Annotated in this window: 23 protein-coding genes and 1 tRNA gene; 14 read left to right on the top strand and 10 right to left on the bottom strand. The window is 59.3% G+C overall.

Annotation, left to right across the window (positions count from 1 at the left end):
• Window positions 1-29 precede the first annotated feature (29 nt).
• Window positions 30-1295 carry a phosphoribosylamine--glycine ligase gene (gene purD / locus IEU99_RS09350; protein ID WP_128889237.1) on the bottom strand — a complete coding sequence of 422 codons (1266 nt, stop codon included), beginning with the start codon at window positions 1293-1295 and terminating at the stop codon, window positions 30-32.
• A gap of 70 nt (window positions 1296-1365) precedes the next feature.
• Here purD and IEU99_RS09345 point away from each other — a divergent pair, with 70 nt between their 5' ends.
• Window positions 1366-1767, top strand: coding sequence for an HIT family protein (locus IEU99_RS09345; RefSeq protein ID WP_128889236.1), 402 nt, complete (start codon window positions 1366-1368; stop codon window positions 1765-1767).
• Entirely contained in the window at window positions 1767-2411 is a 645-nt protein-coding gene (locus IEU99_RS09340; RefSeq protein WP_128889235.1) for a lipase family alpha/beta hydrolase, read from the top strand. Before IEU99_RS09345 ends, IEU99_RS09340 begins: the two co-directional genes overlap by 1 nt.
• 10 nt (window positions 2412-2421) lie before the next feature.
• Here the strand turns inward: IEU99_RS09340 and IEU99_RS09335 are convergent, their stop codons facing one another.
• Window positions 2422-3891: a sensor histidine kinase gene (locus tag IEU99_RS09335; RefSeq protein WP_128889234.1), complete on the bottom strand. Its 1470-nt coding sequence runs from the start codon at window positions 3889-3891 to the stop codon at window positions 2422-2424.
• A gap of 3 nt (window positions 3892-3894) precedes the next feature.
• Entirely contained in the window at window positions 3895-4599 is a 705-nt protein-coding gene (locus tag IEU99_RS09330; protein WP_128889233.1) for a response regulator transcription factor, read from the bottom strand.
• A gap of 135 nt (window positions 4600-4734) precedes the next feature.
• On the opposite strand from IEU99_RS09330, the gene IEU99_RS09325 reads away from it, so the two are divergent.
• Together IEU99_RS09325 and IEU99_RS09320 are read left to right on the top strand one after the other, a co-directional pair.
• The gene (locus tag IEU99_RS09325; RefSeq protein ID WP_268234367.1) at window positions 4735-6153 is read left to right on the top strand and encodes an MFS transporter; all 1419 of its coding nucleotides are present in this window, start codon (window positions 4735-4737) and stop codon (window positions 6151-6153) included.
• 92 nt (window positions 6154-6245) lie between these two features.
• Window positions 6246-8132, top strand: a complete 1887-nt coding sequence (locus tag IEU99_RS09320; RefSeq protein ID WP_128889232.1) for a solute carrier family 23 protein — start codon at window positions 6246-6248, stop codon at window positions 8130-8132.
• Window positions 8133-8201: 69 nt separating this feature from the next.
• On the opposite strand, the gene IEU99_RS09315 is transcribed toward IEU99_RS09320, so the two are convergent.
• Window positions 8202-9938, bottom strand: a complete 1737-nt coding sequence (locus IEU99_RS09315; RefSeq protein ID WP_128889231.1) for a pyruvate dehydrogenase — start codon at window positions 9936-9938, stop codon at window positions 8202-8204.
• A gap of 147 nt (window positions 9939-10085) precedes the next feature.
• Between IEU99_RS09315 and IEU99_RS09310 the strand changes: the two genes are divergently transcribed.
• A complete protein-coding gene (locus IEU99_RS09310; RefSeq protein WP_128889230.1) occupies window positions 10086-11549 on the top strand; it encodes a threonine/serine exporter family protein in 1464 nt (487 codons plus the stop codon).
• Here the strand turns inward: IEU99_RS09310 and IEU99_RS09305 are convergent.
• A tRNA-Thr gene (locus IEU99_RS09305) sits at window positions 11549-11621 on the bottom strand. The genes IEU99_RS09310 and IEU99_RS09305 overlap by 1 nt on opposite strands.
• A 127-nt stretch (window positions 11622-11748) precedes the next feature.
• Here IEU99_RS09305 and thrE point away from each other — a divergent pair.
• The 5 genes from thrE to otsB all read left to right on the top strand — a co-directional run bounded on the left by thrE (window position 11749) and on the right by otsB (window position 16297).
• A complete protein-coding gene (gene thrE / locus IEU99_RS09300) occupies window positions 11749-13272 on the top strand; it encodes a threonine/serine exporter ThrE (RefSeq protein ID WP_128889229.1) in 1524 nt (507 codons plus the stop codon).
• Window positions 13273-13365: 93 nt separating this feature from the next.
• Window positions 13366-13716, top strand: a complete 351-nt coding sequence (locus IEU99_RS09295) for a hypothetical protein (RefSeq protein ID WP_128889228.1) — start codon at window positions 13366-13368, stop codon at window positions 13714-13716.
• Between the two features lie 9 nt (window positions 13717-13725).
• A complete protein-coding gene (locus tag IEU99_RS09290) occupies window positions 13726-15066 on the top strand; it encodes an alpha,alpha-trehalose-phosphate synthase (UDP-forming) (RefSeq protein ID WP_128889227.1) in 1341 nt (446 codons plus the stop codon).
• Entirely contained in the window at window positions 15063-15530 is a 468-nt protein-coding gene (locus tag IEU99_RS09285; RefSeq protein ID WP_128889226.1) for a hypothetical protein, read from the top strand. The genes IEU99_RS09290 and IEU99_RS09285 overlap by 4 nt, the downstream gene beginning before the upstream one ends.
• Before the next feature lie 8 nt (window positions 15531-15538).
• Window positions 15539-16297 (top strand): trehalose-phosphatase, encoded by a 759-nt coding sequence (gene otsB, locus IEU99_RS09280; protein WP_229718459.1) that lies wholly within the window; start codon window positions 15539-15541, stop codon window positions 16295-16297.
• Here otsB and IEU99_RS09275 read toward each other — a convergent pair.
• A complete protein-coding gene (locus IEU99_RS09275; protein WP_128889225.1) occupies window positions 16294-17382 on the bottom strand; it encodes a LacI family DNA-binding transcriptional regulator in 1089 nt (362 codons plus the stop codon). The genes otsB and IEU99_RS09275 overlap by 4 nt on opposite strands.
• A gap of 103 nt (window positions 17383-17485) precedes the next feature.
• Here IEU99_RS09275 and IEU99_RS09270 point away from each other — a divergent pair, with 103 nt between their 5' ends.
• The 4 genes from IEU99_RS09270 to IEU99_RS09255 are packed head-to-tail and all read left to right on the top strand — an operon-like array spanning window position 17486 to window position 20778.
• Window positions 17486-18406, top strand: a complete 921-nt coding sequence (locus IEU99_RS09270; RefSeq protein WP_128889224.1) for a metal ABC transporter solute-binding protein, Zn/Mn family — start codon at window positions 17486-17488, stop codon at window positions 18404-18406.
• A 9-nt stretch (window positions 18407-18415) separates the two neighbouring features.
• Entirely contained in the window at window positions 18416-19108 is a 693-nt protein-coding gene (locus IEU99_RS09265; protein ID WP_128889223.1) for a metal ABC transporter ATP-binding protein, read from the top strand.
• Window positions 19109-19981: a metal ABC transporter permease gene (locus IEU99_RS09260; protein WP_128889222.1), complete on the top strand. Its 873-nt coding sequence runs from the start codon at window positions 19109-19111 to the stop codon at window positions 19979-19981.
• Window positions 19969-20778, top strand: a complete 810-nt coding sequence (locus IEU99_RS09255; RefSeq protein ID WP_128889221.1) for a CE1 family esterase — start codon at window positions 19969-19971, stop codon at window positions 20776-20778. Before IEU99_RS09260 ends, IEU99_RS09255 begins: the two co-directional genes overlap by 13 nt.
• Here IEU99_RS09255 and rlmB read toward each other — a convergent pair.
• The 4 genes from rlmB to ispD are packed head-to-tail and all read right to left on the bottom strand — an operon-like array spanning window position 20744 to window position 24334.
• Window positions 20744-21673: a 23S rRNA (guanosine(2251)-2'-O)-methyltransferase RlmB gene (gene rlmB, locus IEU99_RS09250; protein WP_128889220.1), complete on the bottom strand. Its 930-nt coding sequence runs from the start codon at window positions 21671-21673 to the stop codon at window positions 20744-20746. The two genes, IEU99_RS09255 and rlmB, sit on opposite strands and share 35 nt — an antisense overlap.
• A 21-nt stretch (window positions 21674-21694) precedes the next feature.
• Window positions 21695-23083, bottom strand: coding sequence for a cysteine--tRNA ligase (cysS, locus tag IEU99_RS09245; protein WP_128889219.1), 1389 nt, complete (start codon window positions 23081-23083; stop codon window positions 21695-21697).
• 5 nt (window positions 23084-23088) lie between these two features.
• Complete coding sequence (gene ispF, locus IEU99_RS09240; RefSeq protein ID WP_128889218.1) at window positions 23089-23607, bottom strand: 2-C-methyl-D-erythritol 2,4-cyclodiphosphate synthase; 519 nt, start codon at window positions 23605-23607, stop codon at window positions 23089-23091.
• A complete protein-coding gene (gene ispD, locus IEU99_RS09235) occupies window positions 23600-24334 on the bottom strand; it encodes a 2-C-methyl-D-erythritol 4-phosphate cytidylyltransferase (RefSeq protein WP_128889217.1) in 735 nt (244 codons plus the stop codon). Before ispD ends, ispF begins: the two co-directional genes overlap by 8 nt.

Raw genomic sequence — 24334 nt, 5'->3', positions numbered from 1 at the left:
AGGTTTTGGCCCGACAATTAATAAGGAACTTAGATTCGGATCTCTCCGCGCTCTGCTTTCAGCGCAATATCGCTGCGGAAAAACGATCCCTCAAGCTCAATGCCGTCCAAGGCCTCATAGGCCTTGGCTCGTGCGGTCGCGAGATCCTCACCCACGCCAATCACATTCAGTACGCGGCCGCCTGCCGAAACAAGCTTTTCACCTGCTAGAGCGGTACCGGCGTGCAGCACATGATCGCCTTCGGCGCCGCGGATCTCTGCGCCGGTCTTTGGTGAGGCCGGGTAGCCATCGGCGGCCAGCACCACCGTCAGCGCATAGCCTGGCTGCCAATCAAGCGGTGGCAATGTGGCCAATTGGCCCTGCGCAACGGCCGAAAGCACCCCCGCAAGTGGGGTATTCAAAAGTGCGAGCACGGCTTGGGTTTCTGGGTCGCCAAAGCGGCAGTTGAATTCCACCACAGCCGGGCCTTCCTCGCCCCAGGCCAAACCGGCGTAGAGCAAACCCGAATAAGGAGTGCCGCGGCGAACCATCTCTTTGGCAACCGGCACGCAGACCTCATCCACGATGCGCTGGGTGGCATCTTCAGGCAACCACGGCAATGGCGCATAGGCACCCATGCCGCCGGTATTGGGGCCTTCGTCTTGATCAAAGGCGCGCTTGTGGTCTTGGGCGGGCAACAGTGGCACCACAGTGGAGCCGTCGACAAGGCAAAACAGCGAAACCTCGGGGCCGTCGAGGAAGCTTTCCAGCAAAACCGGATTGCCGGCAGCTAACACGGCGCGGGCATGGTCCTTGGCCTGCTCCAGATCGCGGGTGACCACCACGCCCTTGCCGCCGGCAAGGCCATCGTCTTTAACCACATAGTTCGGCCCGAAACGGCCCAATGCCTCGTCCAAGCTGGCCTCATCGGCACCGGGCTGGATGCTTTCTGCATGGGCAGTGCGCACCCCCGCAGCGGCCATCACGTCTTTGGCAAAGGCCTTAGAACCTTCGATCTGTGCGGCCGCTTTGCTCGGGCCAAACACGGCAAACTCGGCCTCGCGCAGGGCATCGGCAACGCCGGCTACCAGTGGGATCTCTGGGCCAATCACCACCAGCTCTGCATCGACCTTCTTGGCAAGGTTCACCATGGCCTCGGCATCATCTACCGGGCCGGCATCCGCGTGGCACGTGGCTACCTGGGCAATACCAGGATTACCTGGTGCTGCGTGAAGCTCCGTTACCTGCGGGTCCTTGCTCATACCAAGCGCAAGCGCATGCTCGCGCGCTCCAGAACCAATCAGAAGAATGCGCATGGGCTCAAGTGTATCTAGGCTGCCCGCGCGGGTGCCCCTGCACAGTACATCCCGGCTACCCTGGGTAGACATGAGCGTATTTAGCAAGATCATCGCAGGTGAACTCCCGGGCCGATTCGTCTACCGCAGCGAAGACGTGGTGGCCTTTCTTACCATCGAACCCCTCGCTTATGGCCACGTCCTCGTGGTGCCCGTACAAGAAGTGGATCGCTGGACCGATCTTGATCCGCAGCTTTGGACTCGCCTCAGCCAGGTGGCCCAGGAAATCGGGCAGGCAATTATCAAGGCTTTCGACGCCCCACGTGCGGGCTTTATTATCGCCGGTTTCGATGTGCCCCACACCCACATCCACGTCTTCCCCACCTCCCAGATGGGCGACTATGACTTCTCCCAAGCCATGGGCATGAACGAAACAGACCCAGCGCTCATGGACGATGCAGCCCAGCGCATCCGCGAGGCACTCGAAGCTTAATGGCACTGCTGAAATGGGTGCCTGCCATGGGCATCCTCCCAGCCTCACCGCCGCTGCAGCGCGATCAAGTGCCCGTGCTCTTCTTACACGGCACGCTTGGTTCGCCCGGCAACTTCGAGTTCCCGGCGCGCGCCTTAGCCAACCGCGGCAGGGCATTTTTTGCTCCGCGCTATGGCTCCCATGGCACCGACTCTTTGGATACCTCCTTAGGCCAGCTCAACAGCTATATGGCCAAGCTCCAGGCCCAGGGCATCCAGCAGGTCGATATCGTCGGGCACTCAGCCGGAGGCTTATTGGGCTTAAGGCTTGCCCAGCAGCACCCCACGATGGTGCGTGGGCTTATTGGGCTTGGCGCTGCCTTTAAGGGCGTGCCACGAACCCTGCCCTTTAATAGGCTCAGCCGGCCCATGCTCAGCCCCTTGGTGCGTTTTGTTGCAGGCCAGGTGTTTGTGGATATCACCCAGCAACTGCCCGCCGCAGCTCCGGAGGGCGTGCAGCTTATCTCCATCTACTCCACTGCAGACCGCATTGTGCCGGCAGCTTCGAGCAAGCTTGGGCACACAATCGAGTTAGATGGGGTGCGCCACGAGGAGTTGCCGCGCCAAACGGTGCCGATCCTTGAGGCCTTAGCCCTTATTCACTAGCGCTGGTGGCTTAGGCCTTCGGGGGCATGCGCTTTGGGTCTTTGGGCAAGTCGATGCGAAATACTGTGCCCTCACCGAGCTGGCTTTGTACACCGATGCTGCCCTTGTGGGATTCCACCAGGGTTTTGGTGATGGCCAGCCCAAGGCCACTGCCGCCGGTAGCGCGAGCCCTTGAGGTATCGGCACGGTAGAAACGCTCGAAGATGTGGGCGGCGTCTTCCTCGCTTAAACCGACGCCATCGTCTGCCACTTCGATGGTGACCCACCCGGGCGTGGCGTCGAAAAGCTTGATGGCCACCTTGGCCTCTTCTCCACCGTGCTTGATGGCATTGACGGTGAGGTTGGTCAGCACCTGGTGCAGGCGAGCAGCATCGCCGCGAACCACCGGGATGGCCTCGCATTCACTGCGCACATCAATGCAACGGCCCGGATAGGCAGCGCGCAGAGAAGATGCCACGGAAAGGGAAAGCTCGAGAATATCCACGTCGGCCTCTTCAAAGCGCGAGCCCTCGGCGCGGGTGAGGGCCAAGAGGTCCTCCACCAATACGCTCATGCGGCTTGCCTCGGCCTCGATGCGTTCAAGCACCAGCTTTGCATCATCGGTGGCACCCGAACGATAGAGCTCCGCATAGCCTTTCACGCTGGTCAAAGGGGTGCGAAGCTCGTGGGATGCATCGCCTACAAAGCGGCGCATCTGCTCTTCTTTATTCTGCAGCTCGATAATGGAGCCCTGGAGGCGCTCCAGCATCACGTTGAGCGAATGGGAAAGCTCGCCAACCTCGGTGTTCTCCCCACCTTCTGGCACGCGGCGATCAAAATCACCCGAGGCAATCGCCTTTGCCGTGGCTTCTACCTCGCGCAAAGGACGCAGCGCACGGTGAACCAGGAAGAAGGCAAATAACGCGGTAATCAGCAGCACCGACATGCCAATGACCACCTGGCCGATGGCAAGGCGCTGCAAAATCATCGACTCTTGGGCAATATCCTTCGCCACCACGGTGGTGACACCATTATCGGTTTGAGCCATCACCCGCCAGTGCACATCGGAATCGCCCTTGGATTCCACGGTCTGAGGGCCGCGACCTGGCTCAACAAGATCCAAGTTGGGCGCGGTGTCGTGTTCATTAAATTCCAGCGCGGTGCCATCGGGGAAGAACTTCACCGCATAAAAATCAGTGGGCGGGCGGGCTGCCACAGAGGTGGAATCTTGGAAGAGCGAATCCTGAGAAGCCCAGCCGCCAAGACCACGCTCAAGATCGGCATCAATACGCGAATAGACCAACTCCACCATCGTGCGGTTCACGGCCACCGAACTTGCGGCAAGCCCTAAGCCCGACACCACCACGATGATGATGGTCAGGCCCAGGCGCAGCGGCACTGCTTTGAGCCCCGCTTGTTTGGGGGCTTGGCCGGAACCTTTGCGGCGCTTCTTCGCCGGTGGATCCACCACCGCGGAAGCATAGGGATTAGCAACGCTCATGCTTTAAGATTTCCGTGGCTTACGCAGGACATAGCCAACACCACGCACCGTGTGGATCAAGGGCGTGTCACTGGTATCGACCTTGCGGCGAAGATAGGAAATGTAACTTTCCACCACGTTGCCATCGCCGCCGAAATCGTAGTGCCACACATTGTCCAAGATCTTGGCCTTACTCAGCACCACCTCGGCATTGATCATTAAATAGCGCAGCAAGTTGAACTCGGTGGGCGAAAGCTCGACCACCTTGCCGGCCTTGGTTACCTCGTGGGTGTCGTCGTTGAGGGTGAGGTCTGCGTAGCTGAGCGTGGCGTCGTTTTGGGGCTCCTCGCTGTGATTGCCGCGGCGCAGAATCACCCGCAGGCGAGTAATCACTTCTTCGAGGGAAAACGGCTTGGTTACATAATCATCAGCGCCGATGGTTAAGCCGTGAATGCGGTGTTCAAGCGCATCTTTTGCCGTGAGGTACAGCACCGGGCCGTCCATGCCTTCTGCGCGAAGCTTTGGCAGAAGCTCAAAGCCGTCCATGCCGGGCATCATGACGTCCAAGATGAAGGCATCGGGCTGGAATTGGCGGGCCACCTCCAATGCCTCGTCGCCGGAAGTGGCCGTAGCTACCTCGAAGCCCTGGAATTTCAACGAGACATTGAGCAGTTCAACGATGTTCGGTTCATCATCCACAACTAAGACACGGGTGGCATTGTCGCTCATAGCTACTTCCTTTTGAAGGATTCGAATTCGCAATAGTCAATTCCAGTAAAGACCACCTTGCTGTGTGTTAGCTGTGAGCCAGCGCAAAAGCTGAGATGCAATCTCGCCCGGCTGCATTGGGTAAGGTTGCCACCCGTGACTTCCCAGACCTCCAACCGTTGGCTTTTCCTCGCGGTCATCTCCTTCGGCCTGCTCATGATCAGCGCCGATAACTCGATCCTGTTTACCGCGCTTCCGGCACTTCGCTCCCAACTGCACATGAGCGAGCTCGAAGGTCTGTGGGTTCTTAACGCATACTCCTTGGTCATCTCCGGGCTTCTGCTTGGCACCGGCACCTTGGGGGATCGCATCGGGCACCGCCGAATGTTCGAAATCGGCCTGGTGCTTTTTGCCCTCGCTTCTGCTATCGCAGCACTCGCGCCCAACGTGGGCGTCTTGATCGCCTCCCGCGCCCTCCTCGGCGTTGGTGCGGCGGTAATGATGCCGGCAACCCTGGCGCTGCTGCGCCTGACCTTCCAAGACGTGCGAGAACGCAACCTCGCCATCGCCATATGGGGTTCGGTGGCCACCATCGGCGCGGCCGCAGGCCCGGTCTTAGGCGGATTCCTCCTCGAACACTTCTACTGGGGATCAGTGTTCTTAATCAATATCCCCATCGCGCTGCTTGCGCTCTTTGCCACCTTCATCTTCGCCCCAGCAAATATCAAGCACCCCACCCAGCCCTGGGATCTGCTTTCCTCGATGTACGCGATGCTGGCCATGACGGGCCTGGTCTTGCTCATCAAAGAGATCGCACACCCAAGCTCCATCTGGTTAGCACTGCTGCTCACGGTCATCGGTTCTGTGGCCTTTTGGGTGCGCGGAAGGCGCCAAACCCAACCGCTGATCGCCTTTGATATCTTCCGCAATCGCCTGTTTAGCGCAGGCGTGCTCACCGCCTTATTTGCCATGTTCACCCAATCCGGCGTGATGCTTGTAACCACCCAGCGCTTCCAACTCACCGAGGGCTTCTCCCCACTACAGGCAGGACTCCTCACCGCCGTTGCCGCCCTGGCGGCCTTCCCCACCTCGCTCATTGGCGGCATCTTCCTACACCGCGTTGGCTTCTTGCCCCTGATCGGCGGCGGGCTGGGTATCATGGCCGTGGGCTTTTGGGTGTGCTACCTGGGCACTAGCACCGACACATTCAGTGTCTTTATCATCGGCATGCTCATCGCCGGCGTTGGTGCCGGTTTTGCCATGTCCGTTGCCTCCACGGCGATCATCGGCTCAGCACCTCGGGCGCGCTCCGGCATGGCCTCGGCCATTGAGGAAGTCTCCTATGAATTCGGCGCACTGATCTCCGTGGCCGTGTTTGGCACCCTCCTGGCAGCGCTCTACACGGCCACCAGTGGCCAAGATGCCTCCTTTGCCCAGGCCGTGGATAGCGGCGCCTTTAATCACGCATTTGAGTGGTTGCTGGCTTTCGCCGCCGTGTGCTCCCTGCTGGGTGCAGCACTGACTGGCTGGCTATTGCGCGATAACCCCAAAGGCACCGCCTTCGATCACGAATAGCCACCGGCCTTGCCTCACCGCGGGGGCACTCGCTGCATTGGAAGTAATAAGCTAAAGCGGTCATCCTCCCTCCTAGTATCCGGAGCATCGTTTTGACTGCCCTGACCCACCCCGTAGACGCCGTCCCCTCGCCACCAAAACTGGCAGCGCTCGGATTACAACATGTGCTCGCCTTCTATGCCGGTGCGGTGATCGTGCCGCTGCTGATCGCGGGTTCGCTCAACCTCGATACCGCCACCACCATCCACCTCATTAATGCCGACCTGCTCACTTGTGGTTTGGCCACCTTGATCCAATCGGTCGGCATTGGCAAGCACGTCGGCGTGCGCCTGCCCATCATCCAAGGCGTGACCACCACCGCCGTTGCGCCCATCATCGCCATCGGGCTCAGCGTTTCCGATGGCCAGGGCGGTGTGGAATCACTGCCCACGGTCTACGGCGCCGTGATCGCCGCTGGCCTTTTCACCTTCTTTGCCACCCCCATCTTCGCGCGCTTTCTCAAGTTCTTCCCGCCGGTTGTCACCGGCACGGTGCTGCTGGTGATGGGCACCTCGCTGCTGGCCGTTTCTGCCAATGACTTTGTCAATTACGCCGATAACCCCGCAGGCCGCGATCTGGCCTATGGCTTTGGCACGCTCGCGCTGATCGTGCTGGTGCAGCGCTTTTTCAAGGGCTTTTTAGGCACGCTGTCTATCCTCATCGGCCTGGTGGCCGGCACTTTGGTGGCCTTGGCTTTGGGCGATGCCAACCTCGATGCTGTGGCTGAGGCAGATCCGCTGGGGATTACTACGCCCTTCTACTTCGGTACCCCAGAATTTAATATCGGCGCGATTTTCTCCATGATCGTGGTCATGATCATCACCATGGTGGAAACCACCGGCGATGTCTTTGCCACCGGTGAGATTGTGAAGAAGCGTATCCGCCGCGATGATATTCAGCGCGCCCTTCGCGCCGATGGTGTGTCCACCTTCCTCGGCGGTGTGATGAACTCCTTCCCCTATACCTGCTTTGCCCAAAACGTCGGTTTGGTGCGCATCACCGGGGTGAAGTCGCGTTGGGTTGCCGCCTCGGCCGCTGGTTTTATGATCCTGCTTGGCTTGCTGCCCAAGGCCGGCGCGATTGTCGCCTCAATCCCCCACCCGGTGCTCGGTGCGGCCTCCTTAGCACTTTTTGCCAATGTTGCCTGGGTTGGTTTGCAGACCATTGCCAAGACGGACTTAAGCGATAATCGCAACGCCGTCATCGTCACCACCGCTTTGGGCTTGGCCATGCTGATCACCTTCAAGCCAGAGGTGGCCGAATCCTTGCCTGAGTGGACCCGCACCTTTGTTTCTTCGGGCATGTCCATCGGTGCGATCACTGCGATCATCCTCAACCTGCTCTTCTTCCACGTTGGCCGCCAAAGCGGTAGCGATGTGGCCAGGAATCAGGAAGGTGGCGTGTCCTTGGATGAGCTCAACCAGATGGATCAAAAGGAGTTCGAGGCCACCCTGGCGCCGCTGTTTAATAACGAAACCTGGTCACTGCACGATGCATGGGAGGCGCGCCCCTTTAGCAATATCAATGAATTGCGCGAGGCCATCCAGGTAGCCGTCCTCACCGGCAGCCCCGAGCAGCAGGAAGCCCTGATCAGGGATTATCCCGACATGGCGGAGCTTTTAACCACCGAGACAAGCGCCGCGCGAGGTTCCTTGAACTTAGAGGAGCTTGACGACGTACAAACCGCCCAATTGCTCGACCTTTCCGCCGCTTATCGCGATCGCTTTGGGTTGCCCTTTGTGGCCTATCTTGGCACCAATGACTCGATCGACACCGTGTTGGATGCAGGTGTGAGGCGTCTAGCCAACTCCGATGCGCAGGAGCGTCGCACGGTGCTTTCAGAGATCATTGAGATTGCCAATGATCGCTTCGATATTTTGCTTGCCGACGCCAACCCGGTTCGTTCCGCATGGGATCGAAAGTTCACCGAGGTGGAATAGGCAGCGCCTAGAAAGAAGGCGGAGCTTGTGCTGTTGCACAAGCTCCGCTGTTCTTTTCCCGGAAAGCGTTTAAGGCTTAGGGATGTTGCGCAGGTTGGAGGCAGCCAGATCCAACATGTGGCCTACGCCGCCATCAAGGACGGTTTTCACCGCGGACTTAGAAAAGCCCAGCATCTGCTCGATGGTGATATTCGGCGGGATGGACAAGGCGTTGGGGTCGGTGACCATATCGATGAGCACCGGGCCTTCCATGGCGAATGCCTGGGTGAGTTGTTCACGCGCCTTGGCGGGGTCGGTGATCTTCACGTGCGGAATACCGACGGCCTTGGCAATAGCGGCGTAATCCACTTCCTCGTGGTCGGTGCCGAATTCCGGCAGACCTTCCACCATCATCTCCAGCTTGACCATGCCAAGCGAGGAGTTATTGAACACGCAGATCTTGACGGGCAGCTCGTGCAGCTTCACCGTCAGCAGCTCGCCCATGAGCATGCCCAAGCCACCATCGCCGGAGAAGGACACCACCTGGCGCTTGCGGTCTGCGGCAGATGCACCCATCGCCATCGGCAGCGCATTGGCCATGGTGCCGTGGCGGAAGGAGCCAATCATTTCGCGGCGCCCATTCGGGGTGACATAGCGGGCCGACCACACATTGCACATGCCGGTATCGACGGAGAAGATGGCGTCTTCATCAGCAATTTCGTCGATGATATTGGCAACAAACTCCGGGTGGATCGGGGTGTGCTTTTCCACGTTGTGGGTGTAGGCCTCCACGACGTCGGAAAGCTTCTTGTGGTGTTCCTTGAGCATTTTGTCCAGGAACTTCCTATCGGTCTTTTCCTCCACGTGGGGAAGGATATTTTCGATAGTGGCAGCAACATCGCCCACCACGGGGTAGCTAATGCGGGTGCGGCGACCAATATTGCGGCCATTAATATCCACCTGCGCCACGTTCTTGGTGGGAAGGAAGTCGTTATAGGGGAAGTCCGTGCCCAGCAGGATCAACAGATCGGCGTCATTGGATGCATCGTGGCAGGCGCCGTAGCCGAGCAAGCCCGACATACCCACGTCGAAGGGGTTGTCGTACTGGATATACATCTTGCCGCCGAGGGCGTGGCCGACCGGCGCCTTAATCTTTTCTGCCAGCGCTAAGACCTGCTCGCGGGCATCCTTACAGCCAGCACCGCAGAACAGGGTCACGGTCTTTGCCTCGTTAATGGCCTGCACCAAGGCACTTGCCTCAGCGGGATCCGGGTACACCACGGGCCTGCCGCTGGAGATAGCAGACTTGGCAAAGCCAAGATCCGATGCGTCTTGCATGGTGATATCACCGGGGATCACCAGCACCGATACGCCATTGCCTGCCATGGTGGACTGGATGGCGTGGTGAAGGATTACTTCGCCCTGTTCGGCGGAATTCACCATCTCGCAATAACCGGAGCACTCCTGGAAGATGCGCTGCGGGTGGGTTTCTTGGAAAAAGTGCGAACCGATCTGGCGGGAGGGAATGTGGCTTGCCAGCGCAAGCACCTTGGCACCATTGCGGTGGGCATCATAAAGACCCTGGATCAGGTGGGTGTTGCCCGGGCCGCAGGAGGCAGCGCACACGGCGAGCTCGCCGGTGGTGAGTGAGTCTGCCTCGGCGGCGAAGGCTGCTGCTTCTTCGTTGCGCACGTGCACCCATTCGATATTGGATGTGCGTACTGCATCAACGACAGGGTTCAAGCTATCGCCGACGAGGCCATAGATGCGTTTCACCCCGAGCCGTTCTAGCGTTTCGACGATCTGATGTGCAAAGGTTTTTGCCATTGATATCCCTTTCTTTTGATATGCCACCAAGTTTCCGCAAAAAGTAAGCACTTTGCAATATTTGATCTCCCAGGGCTTACGCGTCCGGAGGGGATGAATACACCTGAGGTGGGAAAAAATCGGCGGTGCAGTAGGCTCAGAGAAACCATGGTGAAGATCTTTCGGCTCGATCATTTGGCAACGCTGCGCAAGCGCCAGCAGCAGTCGCCGAACAACGCCACCATCGACGTGGCGGCGGCTCCCCCACTGGCACCGCTGGCGCCTGTGGACCTGGCAGACCGCGCGGAAATCACTGCAGCTCTCGAAGTCTCTGCGCGCATCGGGGCTTTGCTCATTACCGCAGGCACCCCCAACTCCGATGCCGAGGAGCAAGTGCGCTCGATCGCCGAGGCCTTTGGTGTGTGGAACTGCCACACCGATGCCACACACAAGCGCATTCGCCTTTTTACTTCTGTAGGCGGCCAGCAGGGCGTGCAGGTGGTGCACATTATCAAGCCGGAGGCTCAAAACTTTCGCAAGCTCGCCCTGGTAGACCGCCTCATCCGCGATATCCACACCGGCCGCGCCGCGTTGGTGGATGCCACAGCGCGCCTCGATGCGATTGAGAACTCCAGGGAATCTCGTGGCGAATGGTCCATCATCGCCTCCTGGGCCACCATGAGTCTTGGCGTGTCCATGCTCATCGGTGGCGATATTCCCGTGCAGATCATCTCCACCATCGTCGCTGCGGTGATCATGTGGCTTTCGGGCTTTTTAGGCAAGCACGGTTTGCCGCTGTTTTATCAAAACGCCGCCGGTGGCGTGCTCGCGGCGATTGTGGCCACCTACGCCTATCACGCGGGTCTTCTCTACGATTTATCGCTCAAGCCCTCCATCGTGATTTCCACGTCAATCGTGGTGATGTTGGCTGGTTTGACCCTGCTTCAGGCCTTCCAAAACGGGGTGACCTCTGCGCCCATTACGGCCCTTGCCAGGCTATTCGACACCATGACCATTACCGCCGGAGTGGTCGCCGGTGTGGGTATGGGCATCGCCATTACCTCGGTGCTTGGCCTGCAGCTTCCACCAATGGAGACGGTGCCGGTTCCAAACTTCGCCTCTAATACCGTGCGCACCCTCGGCGGCACCATCGCCACCATCGGGTTCTCACGAGCCTGCTACGCCAATTGGAATACCGCGATCATCGCTGGGCTCACCGCCCTTTGGGGTTCGCTGGTCTATTACTTTGTACTGGTTCCAGTCGGCATTGACGGCATGGCGGCCACCTTCGGCACCACCTTCGTGATTGGCCTCAGCGGTGGTCTTTTGGCCCGCCGCTTCCAAATCCCGCCGCTGGTGATTGCCATTGCCGGTGCCACCCCGCTGCTGCCTGGTTTGTCGGTATATCGCGGGCTGTATGGGCTTATGCAGGAGCAATTGCTCGCCGGCTTTAGTGGCCTGGTGTACGCCATTGCTACCTGCACCATGCTGGCCGCGGGCACGGTCTTTGGTGAGTGGGTGGCCCGTCAGCTTCGTCGCCCACCGACGATGGCCACCTACAAGCAGTTGGCAAAGAAAATGATCCGCACCCGACGCGCACAAGTACGGTTTGGGGTGCAGACCAAGAAATGAGCTGGAGACGAGACTTGAACTCGCAACCTACGGTTTACAAGACCGTTGCGCTACCGATTGCGCCACTCCAGCACGTGCCAGTGCTCGGCACGAATCAACACAGTACCGGATACACCATATAAATTGACAACACGAGGGGTCACCCAGGCCGAAAGTGTGTGCCACAGGGAGACGTCGAAAAGCGAAAGGAGCAGCGCAGGTGTCTTTTGCCGATAAGCTTCGGGCACTGTCAAACCGAAGCGGACGCATCGCCACGATCGATGCCGTCAAAGCCGCACCCCCGCCTTCACCACTGGCACCGATTGACCTCACCGACCCAGTGCAGGTCTCCGCGGTGATGGAGCTGGCAGCGCGAGTGGGAGAGATTCTGCTTTCTTCCGGCACCTCAAATCACGACACCAAGGCGCAAATCCACGCGATCACCTCTGCCTATGGCCTGTACTCCGCGCACGTCGATATCACGCTCAACACCATCACCGTGTTCAGCGTGATCGGCACAACCCACAAGCAGCCGGTGACGGTCCTGCGCGTGGTGCGTTCCATGACCACCGACTTTTCCAAACTCATTGAGGTAGACCGCCTCATCCGCTCGATCCAGGCTGGTGCAACGCCACCCGATGTGGCCGAAAAGATCCTCAGCGATATCACCTCAAGGCCAGCCTCCTATGGTCGTGGCACTTCCCTGCTGGGCTGGGGCACGCTCGGTGCCGCGGTGTCGGTGATGCTTGGCGGCAACCTCTTGGCGGCGGTGCTGAGCTTCTTCCTGGTGGTTGTGGTGGTCGCCGGTTCGATTCTGCTGGGCAAACGCCGCCTGCCGGTGTTCTTCCAAAACGCCATGGGCGGATTCGTGGCGACGGCACCGACCGCCGTGGTCTTCGCTCTTACCTCTTACCTGGGCATCGACTTCACCCCCAGCCACGTGGTAGCCGGCGTGATCGTGGTGATGCTGGCCAACCTCTCATTGGTGCAATCCATCCAAGACGGCATCACCGGCGCCCCCGTGACCGCCAGTGCCAGGTTTTTCGAAACGATCCTGCTCACCGGCGCCATTATCGGCGGCGTGGGCGCAGGTATCCGCTTTGCCGAAGTCGTTGGCATCTCCCTTCCCCCGCTCGAAGCCGCGGTGGAAACCAGCTATGTGGACTTCACGGTGCGCGTGATCGCCGCGGCCGTGGCCGCCGGTGCTTTCGCCGTGGCCTGCTTTGCCGAGGTGTCTTCGGTGCTGGTGTCGGTGCTCACTGGCGGCACCGGTGCCTTGATCTTCTACTTCGTGCTCATGCCTTTAGGCATCAGCCCCGTGTTCGGGCTTTCGCTTTCGGCCGCCGCCATCGGCCTAGCTGGTGGGCTCTTGGCTCGCCGCTTCCTCGTCCCGCCGCTGATTACCGCCCTTTCGGGTATCGCGTGGATGCTGCCAGGTTTGCCCATGTACCGGGCGATGTATGCGGCGCTGAACGATCAGACCTTGCTCGGCTTTAGCAACATGGCTGTGGCATTGGCCACTGCCTGCGGTTTGGCTGCCGGTGTGGTCTTTGGCGAGTGGGTGGCCCGCAAGATCCGCCGCCCGCGCAAATTCCACGCCTATGCAGCTATTCGACGCACCGGGCGCGCCACCCGAGGGCTGGCCACCGCGGTGATTGCGCCGAAGCGCCCCGCCAAAGCAACGGGGAAACAGCCAGCAAAGCACGCAGCCCCCACACCTCCACGACACGCCCGCAAGCAGTAGCGTAGAATTAATTGATTGCACTGCCCGTTGTTGCTGCTTTTGGCACCCGCGTAGAGGGATTGATGCCATCAAAGCTTCTAGGAAGGACACGTCTTGCCACCTAAGGTCACCGATACCCGCAATACCTCAGCCGAGGCGCTGCACGCCGTTGAGGCTGAAACTGCCGCCGCTGCCCGTCGAGTAGTGGCGAACTATGCCGAAGACTTCTTCGATGGCGTCACCTTGATGTGCATGCTGGGTGTAGAACCTGAAGGCTTGAGCTACAAAAAGGTAGCCGAGGAGCGCGAAGAGGCACAGCCGAAGAAGGCAACGAAGAAGACTTCGAAGAAGAGCACCAAGAAGACTTCAAAGAAGACCACCAAGAAGGCCACGAAGAAGACGACCAAGAAAACTACGAAGAAGACCACCAAGAAGGCTACGAAAAAGACGACGAAGAAGGCCTAGGTTTTCCTCATGCCCGCCACTGCCGAGCGCCACGATTTTGTGGTGGTGGCCAATCGCCTGCCGGTCGATATCCATATCGACGAGGCAGGCAAGATCCATGCCAAACCCAGCCCGGGTGGTTTAGTTGCAGCCTTGCAGCCGGTACTAGAGCAGCGTCGGGGTGGCTGGGTTGGTTGGCCTGGCACCGTGGGCGATGCCCCTGAGCCTTTTAGCACCGATGGTGGGATTCGCCTGCACCCGGTGGCGTTGAGCCAGCATGATTTTGAAGAGTTCTACGAGGGCTTTTCCAATGCCACGCTTTGGCCGCTGTATCACGATCTGATCATGCGCCCGCGCTACCATCGCCCCTGGTGGCAGGCCTATGAGCGGGTGAACCTCCGTTTTGCCCAGCGCACCGCCGAGGTAGCTGCACCCAATGCCGTGGTGTGGGTGCAAGACTATCAACTCCAACTCGTGCCGGGGATGCTCAAAGCCATGCGCCCCGACCTAAAAATCGGGCTCTTTCTCCATATCCCCTTCCCGCCGCCGAGCCTGTTTTTGCAGCTTCCTTGGCGCGATCAGATCCTCGAAGGCATGTTGGGCGCCGACGTCTTGGGCTTCCAGCTCCCAAGCTGTGCAAGCAATTTCCAAGCACTTGCACCGCAGGCGGCCGATCGCATTCACGCCTTCCCTATCTCCATCGATACCGGCGCATTTGCAAGCACTACCGATACCGAGCGCACCCGCGAACGCTTTGGCAACCCAGATACGCTGCTGCTCGGTGTTGATCGCCTGGACTACACCAAGGGCATTTTGCAGCGCCTTGAGGCCTTTGAAGAGCTGCTCGAAGAGGGGCTTATCGACGCAGAACGCACCGTCTTTGTGCAGGTAGCAACCCCCTCGCGCGAGCGTTTAGAGCACTATCGCCTCACACGCTCCAAGGTAGAAGAGGCTGTGGGAAGAATTAATGGGCGCTTCGGCTCAATCGGGCATTCGGTGGTGCGCTATCACCACCAATCGCTTTCCCGCGCGGAGCTGATCGAGCTCTACCAGGCTGCCGACGTGATGGTGGTAACGCCCTTTAAAGACGGCATGAACTTAGTGGCCAAAGAGTATGTAGCAAGCCATGCCGATGGGCGTGGGGCGCTGGTGCTCAGCGAATTTGCCGGTGCCGCCCAGGAGCTGCAATCGAGCTATTTGTGCAATCCTCACGATATCGACTCGATCAAATCCCAGATGTTGTGCGCAATCCAAGATCAGGGCTCTGAGCAAGCTGCACAGCGCATGCGCACCATGCATGAGCAGGTCATGCGATGCGATGTTGAACGTTGGGCAAAGAATTTCTTAGAGGAGTTGTTGAGTTCGCAATGAAGCGCGTAGCCACAATGCTGCTATTAGGCGGGTGCCTGGGTGCGTCTCTGGGCGCCTGCAGCCAACCGGAGCCGGTGCAAAACGTGCAGTGGCAGGTTACCAACGTCTACACCACCCCGGAGTATCCGAGCGAGGTTCCCGACTCCGTTGCCGGCGCTGTCACCTTGACCTTTGGTGCATCCAGCCTGACAGGTTCCACGGGCTGCGCGCGTTTGCAGGCCGTGGTGGACTACGACACCAAGGATCCTTCCGAGGCCAAAGAGATGACGGTGCGCGAGATCGTGTTTGATCCCATCGATGAGCAACAGTGCACCGGGCATGCCCGCTTTATTCACGACCACATGGTGGACATCCTCCATGATGGACGCTTTGATATCCGCCCCGAGCCCAATAGCAGCGCAAAGGTGCTGTTAAAACAAAGCGATCAGTTCCAGCGACCGGGGCTTCGAATCGCCACCGTATAAGGAAGTTAATGCAGATGCTGCCCACCGACCACGACATTGCCACAGTGGCACAAGCACCACTTTTGCTCGTTGTTTCAGACTTCGACGGCACCTTGGCTGAATTCTCTACCGACCCCGCCAATGTGCCCGTCAATGAGGACGCCGTAAGCGCCTTGAAGCGGCTGAGCCGCCTGGACAATACCGAGGTGGCTATCCTTTCTGGCCGGCATGTCGATGGCCTGCGTTTGGCCAGTGGCTTCGGTGATGAGTTCACGCTGGTGGGCTCACACGGCGCAGAGAGCAGCGGTGCAGAAATCCAGCTCAGCGATGCCCAGCAACGCACCTTAGAGGCTGCCGGTGAGGTATTCGAGCAGCTCATCGAAGGGGTTGATGGAGCCTTTGTGGAATATAAGCCTTTCCACCGAGTACTGCATGTGGCCAAGGTGGAAGATCGCGGCCTCGCGCAGGAGCTTCTAGCAAAAGCGCTCGATACCGATATCGACGGCCTGCTGCTGCAGCCGGGCAAAAATATAGTAGAAGCAGCGGTGCTGGATATTAATAAGGGCACCTGGGTGCGCAATAGGCAAGAAGAGCTCGGCGCCGATGCAGTGTTATTCCTAGGCGATGACACCACCGATGAAACCGTCTTTGCCATCCTGGGCAACAACGACTTGGGCGTCAAAGTAGGCGAGGGCGAGACCTTGGCAAAAACGCGGGTGGCAGATGTTTCGGCAGTAGCGGTGTTGCTGAGCCAGATTGCGCAAGCGCGCGAAGCAGCACAGGCCTAAACCGCAGGTGGTGCGATGGTGCCACCTGTATAAAAGCTGGTGGCCAACAGGGTAGTTCTGCGTGGCAGGGTGGGATCTGCAATGGTCTTGGCCAGCAAAGTGGCGGCAGCCCGTCCTTTTTCTCTATTGGGCTGCAGCACTGTGCTTAAGTTCCTATTTAAGGCCGGGGCAATGCCGTCAAAGCCAGTAAGCGAAAGATCTTCTGGCACGCGAATCCCCTGGCTGGCGGCGTAATCCAACACACCGAGGGCCATGGTATCGGTGGTGCACAGCACCGCAGTAAGTCTTGGGTTGGTGCTGAGTAGCTCCCGTGCGGCATCGACGTTATTGGCCATATCGTTGATGTGGCGTTCTACTACCGGCACCTGCTCACGGGCGATCCCGGCACGCTCGAATACCTCCAGTGCACCATTGACGCGATTGCGTTGGGTTTCATGGCGCGCTCGCTTGAGTCGCTCGGCGCTGACCGGACCATTGTTGGCCACGGGATCAAGACGAATACACAAAATGCCGATATGGCGATGCCCGGCTTCTACCAGGGCCTGGGCTGCCGGGGCGATGGCTTCTGCGTCGTCAATGCCCACAAAGGGCAAGCGGGGATCTTTGGGCTGGTCGCACACCACAGTGGGCAAGCCCCTGGCCACCACTGCTTCCAGGAAAGGATCTTCGCGCGCTACCGAATACACCACGAATCCATCAACCACGGCTTGATTGACCCTGCTTCGTGCTTCTTCTCTTTCGGTGTAATCAGGGCCTACCGGCACCAGGGTCATAGAGGTGCTGTCTTGTGAAGCCACTTCTGCCATGCCGGCCATGAAATCCAATGAGGCTACGTCTTCAAAGGCGTAGGTGAGGTGGTCGGTAAACAGCACCCCCATGCTTCCGGTCACCCTGGTGCGCAGGGATCGCGCGGTGGGATCTGGCCCTGGATACCCAAGGCGCTCGGCGGTGGCGAAGATATCGGCCCTTAAGGCCTCTGAAAGCTGCTCGGGGTGGTTATAGGCGTTGGAGACGGTGGTTCTTGAAACACCGAGTTCTTCTGCCACGCTAGCCAGCGAAAGTCGCTTCTTTTTCCGAGCTGCCATGGTTTCTAACTTAGCCCACTAGGGGTACGGCTCTAGCCTCCTGCCTGCTTTTTCAACACCTTTTCAATTGACAATAAATGCCAATAGTGCTTTCGTGGTTGCTATGCAGCAACGTCTCATCGCCACCCTCGCCATTGGCGCCCTCGCTCTGGGCGCTTGTTCCTCCGCACAGGACAACAACGAAAACGCCATCAAAGTAGCCGCCTCCACCAATGTGTGGGGAGGCGTGGTCGATGGCATCGTTGACGACCCGAACGTGCAGGTAGACACCATCATCAACGGCGGCGCCGTCGATCCGCACACCTTCGAGCCCTCGGCTGCCGATATGGCAAAGATCAATGAAGCCGACCTCGTGGTGGTCAATGGTGGCGGCTATGATGCCTGGGCATATCAAGGCATTGACGATAAGAAGAAGATCATCTCTGCCCTGCCACTGGATGAAGGCCACGATCACGGCAGCCATGACCACGACAGCCACAGCCATGACGCGCACGAAGAACACGATGGCCACGAACACCACCATCACGGTGGGGAAAACGAGCACGTTTGGTACGACGTTCACGTGGTAGAGCACGTGGCCGAAGACATTGATAAGCGCCTCAAGGAAGCCGGTGCCACCACCAACCCAGAGCCTTTTATGAAGGATCTGGAGGCAATCCACCAGCAGGTGCATAAGCTGCCCAAGAAGCGCGTGGCACAAACCGAGCCCATTGCTGAATACCTGATCGAGTCTTCCGACCTAGAAGAGGTCACCCCCAAGGGCTACCGCCAGGCCACGTTGAATGAAAGCGAACCTTCCGCAGCCGATGTGGCGACCTTCCTCGAAGCCATCAATAGCGGCGAGGTGGAAGTACTGGTGTATAACCCTCAGACCGAAAATGAGATGAGCAAGCAGCTTCGCAAGGCCGCAGAGGAAAAGGGCATTCCGGTAGTCGAGATCCGCGAGACCCCTGAGCAGGGCGAAGGCTATATCGACTTCCTTTCCAAGGCAGTCGATGGTCTGGCAAATGCTACGAAGAACTAGCATGTAACCGTGCTGCTTCGATTCGACCACGCCGCCGTGGATCCTTTGTGGGATGATCTCAACCTCACCTTGGACCGCGGCGAATTTCTCGCCATCTTAGGCCCTAATGGTGTGGGCAAATCCACCTTGCTCAATACCGTTTTAGGGCTACGTCCCTTAACCGCGGGCAGCCTAGAGGTGCAAGGCAAGATCGGCTTTATCCCCCAGCAGCGGATGTTCCCGGAGCATCTACCCATCCGCGCACGCGATCTCGTTTCCTTAGCGCTTGAACACCGCCTCTTTCGCAGGCCAGATCCCAAGCGCGTCGATGACCTGCTTGCCAAAGTAGGTGCGCTCGGCATTGCCGATCATCGCGTAAGCACCCTTTCCGGCGGCCAGCAGCAACTCATCCGCCAAGCCCAGGCCTTAGCCAAAGATCCTGATATTTTGCTTTGCGACGAACCGCTGCTCAGCTTAGACGTGAACATGCAGCAAAAAGTGGTGAAATTGCTGCACCAACGCTGCCAAGAAGGCACCGGCGTGGTGGTGGTTACCCACGGCATTAATCCAGTGCTCGAGTACGTGGATAAGGTCTTATACATCACCCACAACGGCATTGTTCTCGGCAGCGTGGATGAGGTTATGAATAGCCAAACCCTCTCGGAGCTCTATCAAACTGAGGTCACTGTCACGCGCATCAATGGCAAGGTCGTGGTGATCTAAGTGAATTGGTTGGCTGATACCCAGTACCTTCTGAGCCAAGATTTTGTTATTCAGGCACTCATCGCCTGCGCTTTGCTTGGCCTGCTTTCCGGGGTGATGACGACCCTCATCGTGCTGCGCCGAATGTCTTTTGCTGTGCACGGAACAAGCGAATTGGCGTTAATGGGCGCCTCGGCAGCGCTGCTATTCGGGCTCAATGTAGGCCTCGGAGCCGTGGTCGGCGCGGTGGTGGCAGCCATCGTGCTCGCGCTGCTGGGCTCAAAGCAACAAGATAGCGCCGTTGGTGTGGTGATGAGCTTCGGGCTTGGCCTTTCGGTGCTGTTTATCCACCTCTACCCCGGTAACTCCAAGGCCGCATTGTCACTGCTGACCGGCCAGATCGTTGGTTTGCGCAATGATTCTTTGCTGCTATTAGCGCTGGTATGCGTGATTGTGGTGCTCAGCGTGGCCATCTGTTGGCGCCCGCTGCTCTTTGCCTCCGTGGATCCGCTCATGGCCAAAGTCTCCGGGGTGCCGGTGCGCCGCTATTCCATCTTCTTTGCAGTCCTCGTGGGTTTAAGTGCTGCACAATCCGTTCAGATTGTGGGCGCACTGCTGGTGATGGCGCTGCTGATCACCCCCGGCGCAGCAGCCGTGGAAGTCACCCGCTCCCCCGTGGCAGCTCTAGGGCTCTCGGTGCTCTTTGCCGAAGTCTCGGCGGTGGGCGGTTTGGTGCTCTCGCTCGCCCCCGGCGTGCCGGTGTCGGTGTTTGTTACCAGCATTAGCTTCTTTATCTACCTGCTCTGCCGTTTACTAGGCTCAAGAAAAGCCAAACGCGCAACGCCAGACACCTCGATTCAAGCCGCCCCTGGACAAACCGGATGCCATCACTAGCCCCCTTAGAACGCCACCGCCTTGGCAAGCGCCAATATCGCCTGCTGCGCCCCCAAGGCCAGCCCAGCGGCGATCTACTCCTGGCCCTGCATGGCTCCAAACAATCCGGATCGGTGCTGCAGAGATTTAGCGCCGGTAGTTTTGATCGCTTCGCAGCCCTTGGCTGGACCGTGTGCTACCCCGATGGGGTGGCCAACCACTGGAATGATGATCGCGTCCATCTAGCAGAACGCACCCGCGAAGAAGGCACCGATGATGTGGGCTTCCTCGAAGCGCTCATCGCTCACCTCAAGCCTCAACGCATAGCGGCCGTGGGCTTTTCCAATGGCGCAATGATGGTGCTCAGCCTGCTCTATCGCCGCCCTGGGTTATTAAGTGCCGCGGCCCTGCTTTCTGCCACGCACCCAGCAGCAAGCAATTGGCGCTGCGATGCGCAGGGGTTTCAACCCACCCCGCTGTTTTGCCAGCACGGACTCAACGATCCGATTGTGCCTTTTGCCGGTGGCCGCGCTGGTATGCCAGGCCAAGACCGCGGGGAGCTTTTAAGCTTCGATGCCTCCTGCGAATTATTGGCAAAGCTCAACAATGCCAAGCTCATCCGCAGCACTCATCCCCGGCGCTACGCCGGGGACGCGCCCCTAGAGGCGTGGGCGTTGCCCAATGAGGGGCATGTGATCCCCTCGCTGCATCCGGTCACATCGCCCCTTTTAGGGCCTGCCTCCGGCACGGTGGATCTAGGCGGCCACCTTGAGCAGTTCCTGCTTAGCCTTGACGACGCTGCCGCGCGAACTCACTGAGCACCACACCGGCGGCTACCGATGCATTGAGTGATTCCACCCATCCCTCCATGGGAATGGACATGATGGTGTCGCAGGTTTCTGCCACCAGGCGCGAAAGCCCCTTGCCCTCGGAGCCAACAACCACTACCACCGGGCCACGGCCGTCGTAGGTGTCCAGGGTGTGCTCGCCACCGGCGTCGAGCCCAACCACCTGGTAGCCGTTCTTCTGGAATTCTTTGAGCGTGCGGGTGATATTCGTTGCCTTGGCCACCGGCAGGCGGGCTGCGGTACCGGCGGAAGTACGCCAGGTCACGGCGGTCACGGAGGCCGAACGACGCTCTGGAATCACCACGCCGTGGCCACCGAATGCCGCCACGGAGCGGATAATGGCGCCGAGGTTGCGCGGATCGGTGATGTTATCGGCTACGACCACCATGCCGGCTTGAGCTGCTGCGGCCTCCATAATCGAGTGCACATCGGCGTACTCGAATGGCGGGATCTGCAGCCCGATGCCTTGGTGCATGCCATTGCCGGTCATGCGATCCAGCTCGTGGCGGGCCACCTCAACCAGCGGAATGCTGCGAGAGTGCGCAATGGCAACGGCCTCGCTCAGGCGATTGTCATTCTTGGTGCCCTCGGCCACGTACATGGCGGTGGCCGGCACCTTCGCCTTGAGGCACTCGATCACGGGATTGCGGCCAACGACCAGCTCTTGGGTTTCTTTTTGGTGGCGTCCGGAATCGCGGCGCTGGCGCTCTAATTTGCGCTTATGTGCTGCGTGATAGACGCGATCCTCGGCCTTCGGCGTGGGGCCTTTGCCGCGAAGGCCACGGCGACGCTGCCCACCGGAGCCCTTCGCTGCGCCTTTCTTTGAGGTTTTGCGCAAACCGGGACGGTGATTATTTGAACCCATAGTGTTTCCTTGTCTTTCTTCTTATTGCAGGTCCCACTGCGGGCCTTGGGCGGTATCGGTGACCTTAATGCCAGCGGCGCTGAGGCGGTCGCGCACCTCGTCTGCTTGTGCCCAATCCTTAGCGGCGCGGGCATCGGCACGGCGCTGCAGTTCTGCTTGCACAAGCACATCGAGTGCGTGGTGCTCTGCATCATTATCGGCAGAAGCATCGGCCCACTGCTCAGATTGAGGATCAACACCAAGCACCGCAGTCATGGCACGGATCTGGGATGCAATCTCGCGGGCTTTCGCCTCGTCTCCTTGCCCCAGCGCTGTGTTTGCTGCGCGTACCTGGCCGTGAATTTCTGCCAGTGCCTTCGGCACCGCCAAATCCTCGTTCATGGCAGCTTCAAATGCGGGAGTCCATGAGCCTACCGGTACATCACCGACTTTTTCTAATAGCGCCTCGATGCGCCTATAGCCCTGTGCTGCCTCAAGCAGTGCCGTTTCGGAGTACTCCAGCATGGAGCGATAATGCGCCGAACCTAGGTAGTAGCGCAGTTCCACGGGGCGCACGTGCTCGAGAATATTGGGCACGCTTAAAACATTGCCCAAAGATTTACTCATCTTCTCGCCGCTCATCGTCACCCAGTGGTTATGCATCCAGTACTGAGCAAAGCCATCGCCTGCGGCATGGGATTGGGCAATTTCGTTTTCATGGTGCGGGAACTGCAGGTCGAGTCCACCGCAGTGAATATCGAAGGATTCGCCCAGATACCAGGTGGCCATGGCCGAGCATTCGAGGTGCCAGCCGGGCCTGCCTGCACCCCAGGGGGTAGGCCAGGAGGGCTCGCCTGGTTTAGCGGCCTTCCACAGTGCGAAGTCGTGGGCACCACGTTTGCCCTGCACATCGCTTTCGCCCTGTTCCATTTCTTCTACGCGGTTGCCAGAAAGGCTGCCGTAGTCGGAGCCTTCTGCTGCCACCCACGCTGCGACGTCGAAATACACCGAGCCTTCGGCCTCGTAGGCATAGCCGCGCTCGATCAGGCGCTGCATGTACTCCACCATTTGCGTGACGTGCCCGGTGGCGCGGGGTTCCACGGAGGGTGGGAGCACGCCGAGCTGGTTATAGGCGTGGGTAAATTCGCGCTCATAGGTGCTGACCCACTCCCACCAGGGGCGCTGATGTTCTGCGGCTTTGTTTAAGATCTTGTCGTCAATATCGGTGACATTGCGCACGAAGGCCACGTCATAGCCTTGGGCAAGCAGCCATCGGCGCAGAATATCGAAGGCGACACCGGAGCGAACATGGCCAATATGTGGCTGTGTTTGAGGTGTGGCGCCGCAGAGATAAATCGATGCGTGCCCCTCACGTAAAGGTTGGAAGGGACGAAGACTGCGGGTGGCTGTGTCAAAGATCTGTAGGGTCACGCGCTTTATTGTATCGAAGCCCCTGCTGCGGGGTTTGCGCTAGGAGCGTGCCACACCACCGCCGTTGCTACGGCCGCACGACCCTCGCCGCGCCCGGTGAATCCAAGGTGATCGGTGCTGGTGGCGGAAATCGAGGCCGGTGCGCCCAAAATATCGCCAATCACGGCTTGAGCCTCTTCGCGGCGCGGCCCCATCTTCGGGGTTTGGCCAATCATTTGAGCGGCCACGTTGCCAATGACGAAGCCTTCGCGCTCAAGTAATTCGCGGCATTCCTTCAGCAGGCGCTCGCCGGAAACATTGTCGTATTCGCTTCTGCCCACCCCCACAAAGCTGCCAAGATCGCCAAGGCCTGCGGCGCTTAAGAGGGCATCGACGATGGCGTGGGCTACGACGTCCCCATCGGAATGCCCCTCGCAGCCATCGGCGCCTTCGAATGCAAGGCAGGCAAGCATACACACTTTGCCTTCTTGGATCTGGTGGGCATCGGTGCCGATACCGACGCGGGGGATGATGTGTTCAGTCACCGGGAACCTCAAATTCTGTGCTTTCTGCCTCTGCGCTCACGATGGTGGCGAGGGCAAAATCCATGGGAGTGGTTACTTTAAAGGCCATCGGGTCGCCTTGTACGCAGCGCACCGGATAGCCAGCCCATTCCATCAGCGAGGCATCGTCGGTGGGCTGGAAGCTTGAGGGTGCATCGAAGTAGCGGCGATTGGCTTCGCGCAATGCTTGCAGGTCAAAGCCTTGTGGTGTTTGCACCGCCATGAGCGAGGAGCGCTCCGGGGTGTTGAGCACGAAGTGGCCCTCCACCTGCTTGATGGTGTCGGATACCGGCAGCACGGGAATCACCCCGGCGTGGCCTTCAAGCACCGCGGCACTGACCCGCGCGATCATGCCGGGAGGCGTGAGCGCTCTGGCGGCGTCGTGGATGAGCACCACGCCGTGTTCATCGGGGATCGCCTGCAGGCCACACCACACGCTGTCGAAGCGTTCCGCGCCGCCGTCGACAAGCTGAATAGGCACTTCCGCGCGATCCAGACCCGCTTTGTGCAGGAGGTTGTGGGCATAGGCCCGCATGGCTGGGCTGATCACGACCAAGATCTGATCGACAATTTTCGACCGGATCATCGCCTGAATTGAACGTTCGAGGAGGCTTCGCCCATGAAGTTCAACGTAGGCCTTAGGCATATCAGCCCCAAGCCTTTTGCCCACGCCGGCGGCCGCGATGATGGCGGTGACCGGGCGTGCCAT

Source organism: Corynebacterium pelargi (assembly GCF_014635485.1).
Classification (GTDB): domain Bacteria; phylum Actinomycetota; class Actinomycetes; order Mycobacteriales; family Mycobacteriaceae; genus Corynebacterium; species Corynebacterium pelargi.
This window is presented reverse-complemented; position numbering and strand designations above follow the sequence as displayed.

Excerpts from the sequence above, each read along its gene's own strand:
- IEU99_RS09315 (WP_128889231.1), bottom strand. The coding sequence starts at position 9,938 with ATGGCAAAAACCTTTGCACATCAGATCGTCGAAACGCTAGAACGGCTC.
- rlmB (WP_128889220.1), bottom strand. The coding sequence starts at position 21,673 with ATGGGTTCAAATAATCACCGTCCCGGTTTGCGCAAAACCTCAAAGAAA.
- IEU99_RS09310 (WP_128889230.1), top strand. The coding sequence starts at position 10,086 with ATGGTGAAGATCTTTCGGCTCGATCATTTGGCAACGCTGCGCAAGCGC.
- IEU99_RS09330 (WP_128889233.1), bottom strand. The coding sequence starts at position 4,599 with ATGAGCGACAATGCCACCCGTGTCTTAGTTGTGGATGATGAACCGAAC.
- IEU99_RS09335 (WP_128889234.1), bottom strand. The coding sequence starts at position 3,891 with ATGAGCGTTGCTAATCCCTATGCTTCCGCGGTGGTGGATCCACCGGCG.
- IEU99_RS09255 (WP_128889221.1), top strand. The coding sequence starts at position 19,969 with ATGCCATCACTAGCCCCCTTAGAACGCCACCGCCTTGGCAAGCGCCAA.
- otsB (WP_229718459.1), top strand. The coding sequence starts at position 15,539 with ATGCAGATGCTGCCCACCGACCACGACATTGCCACAGTGGCACAAGCA.
- IEU99_RS09275 (WP_128889225.1), bottom strand. The coding sequence starts at position 17,382 with ATGGCAGCTCGGAAAAAGAAGCGACTTTCGCTGGCTAGCGTGGCAGAA.
- IEU99_RS09290 (WP_128889227.1), top strand. The coding sequence starts at position 13,726 with ATGCCCGCCACTGCCGAGCGCCACGATTTTGTGGTGGTGGCCAATCGC.
- IEU99_RS09270 (WP_128889224.1), top strand. The coding sequence starts at position 17,486 with ATGCAGCAACGTCTCATCGCCACCCTCGCCATTGGCGCCCTCGCTCTG.
- IEU99_RS09340 (WP_128889235.1), top strand. The coding sequence starts at position 1,767 with ATGGCACTGCTGAAATGGGTGCCTGCCATGGGCATCCTCCCAGCCTCA.
- IEU99_RS09285 (WP_128889226.1), top strand. The coding sequence starts at position 15,063 with ATGAAGCGCGTAGCCACAATGCTGCTATTAGGCGGGTGCCTGGGTGCG.
- IEU99_RS09345 (WP_128889236.1), top strand. The coding sequence starts at position 1,366 with ATGAGCGTATTTAGCAAGATCATCGCAGGTGAACTCCCGGGCCGATTC.
- ispD (WP_128889217.1), bottom strand. The coding sequence starts at position 24,334 with ATGGCACGCCCGGTCACCGCCATCATCGCGGCCGCCGGCGTGGGCAAA.
- purD (WP_128889237.1), bottom strand. The coding sequence starts at position 1,295 with ATGCGCATTCTTCTGATTGGTTCTGGAGCGCGCGAGCATGCGCTTGCG.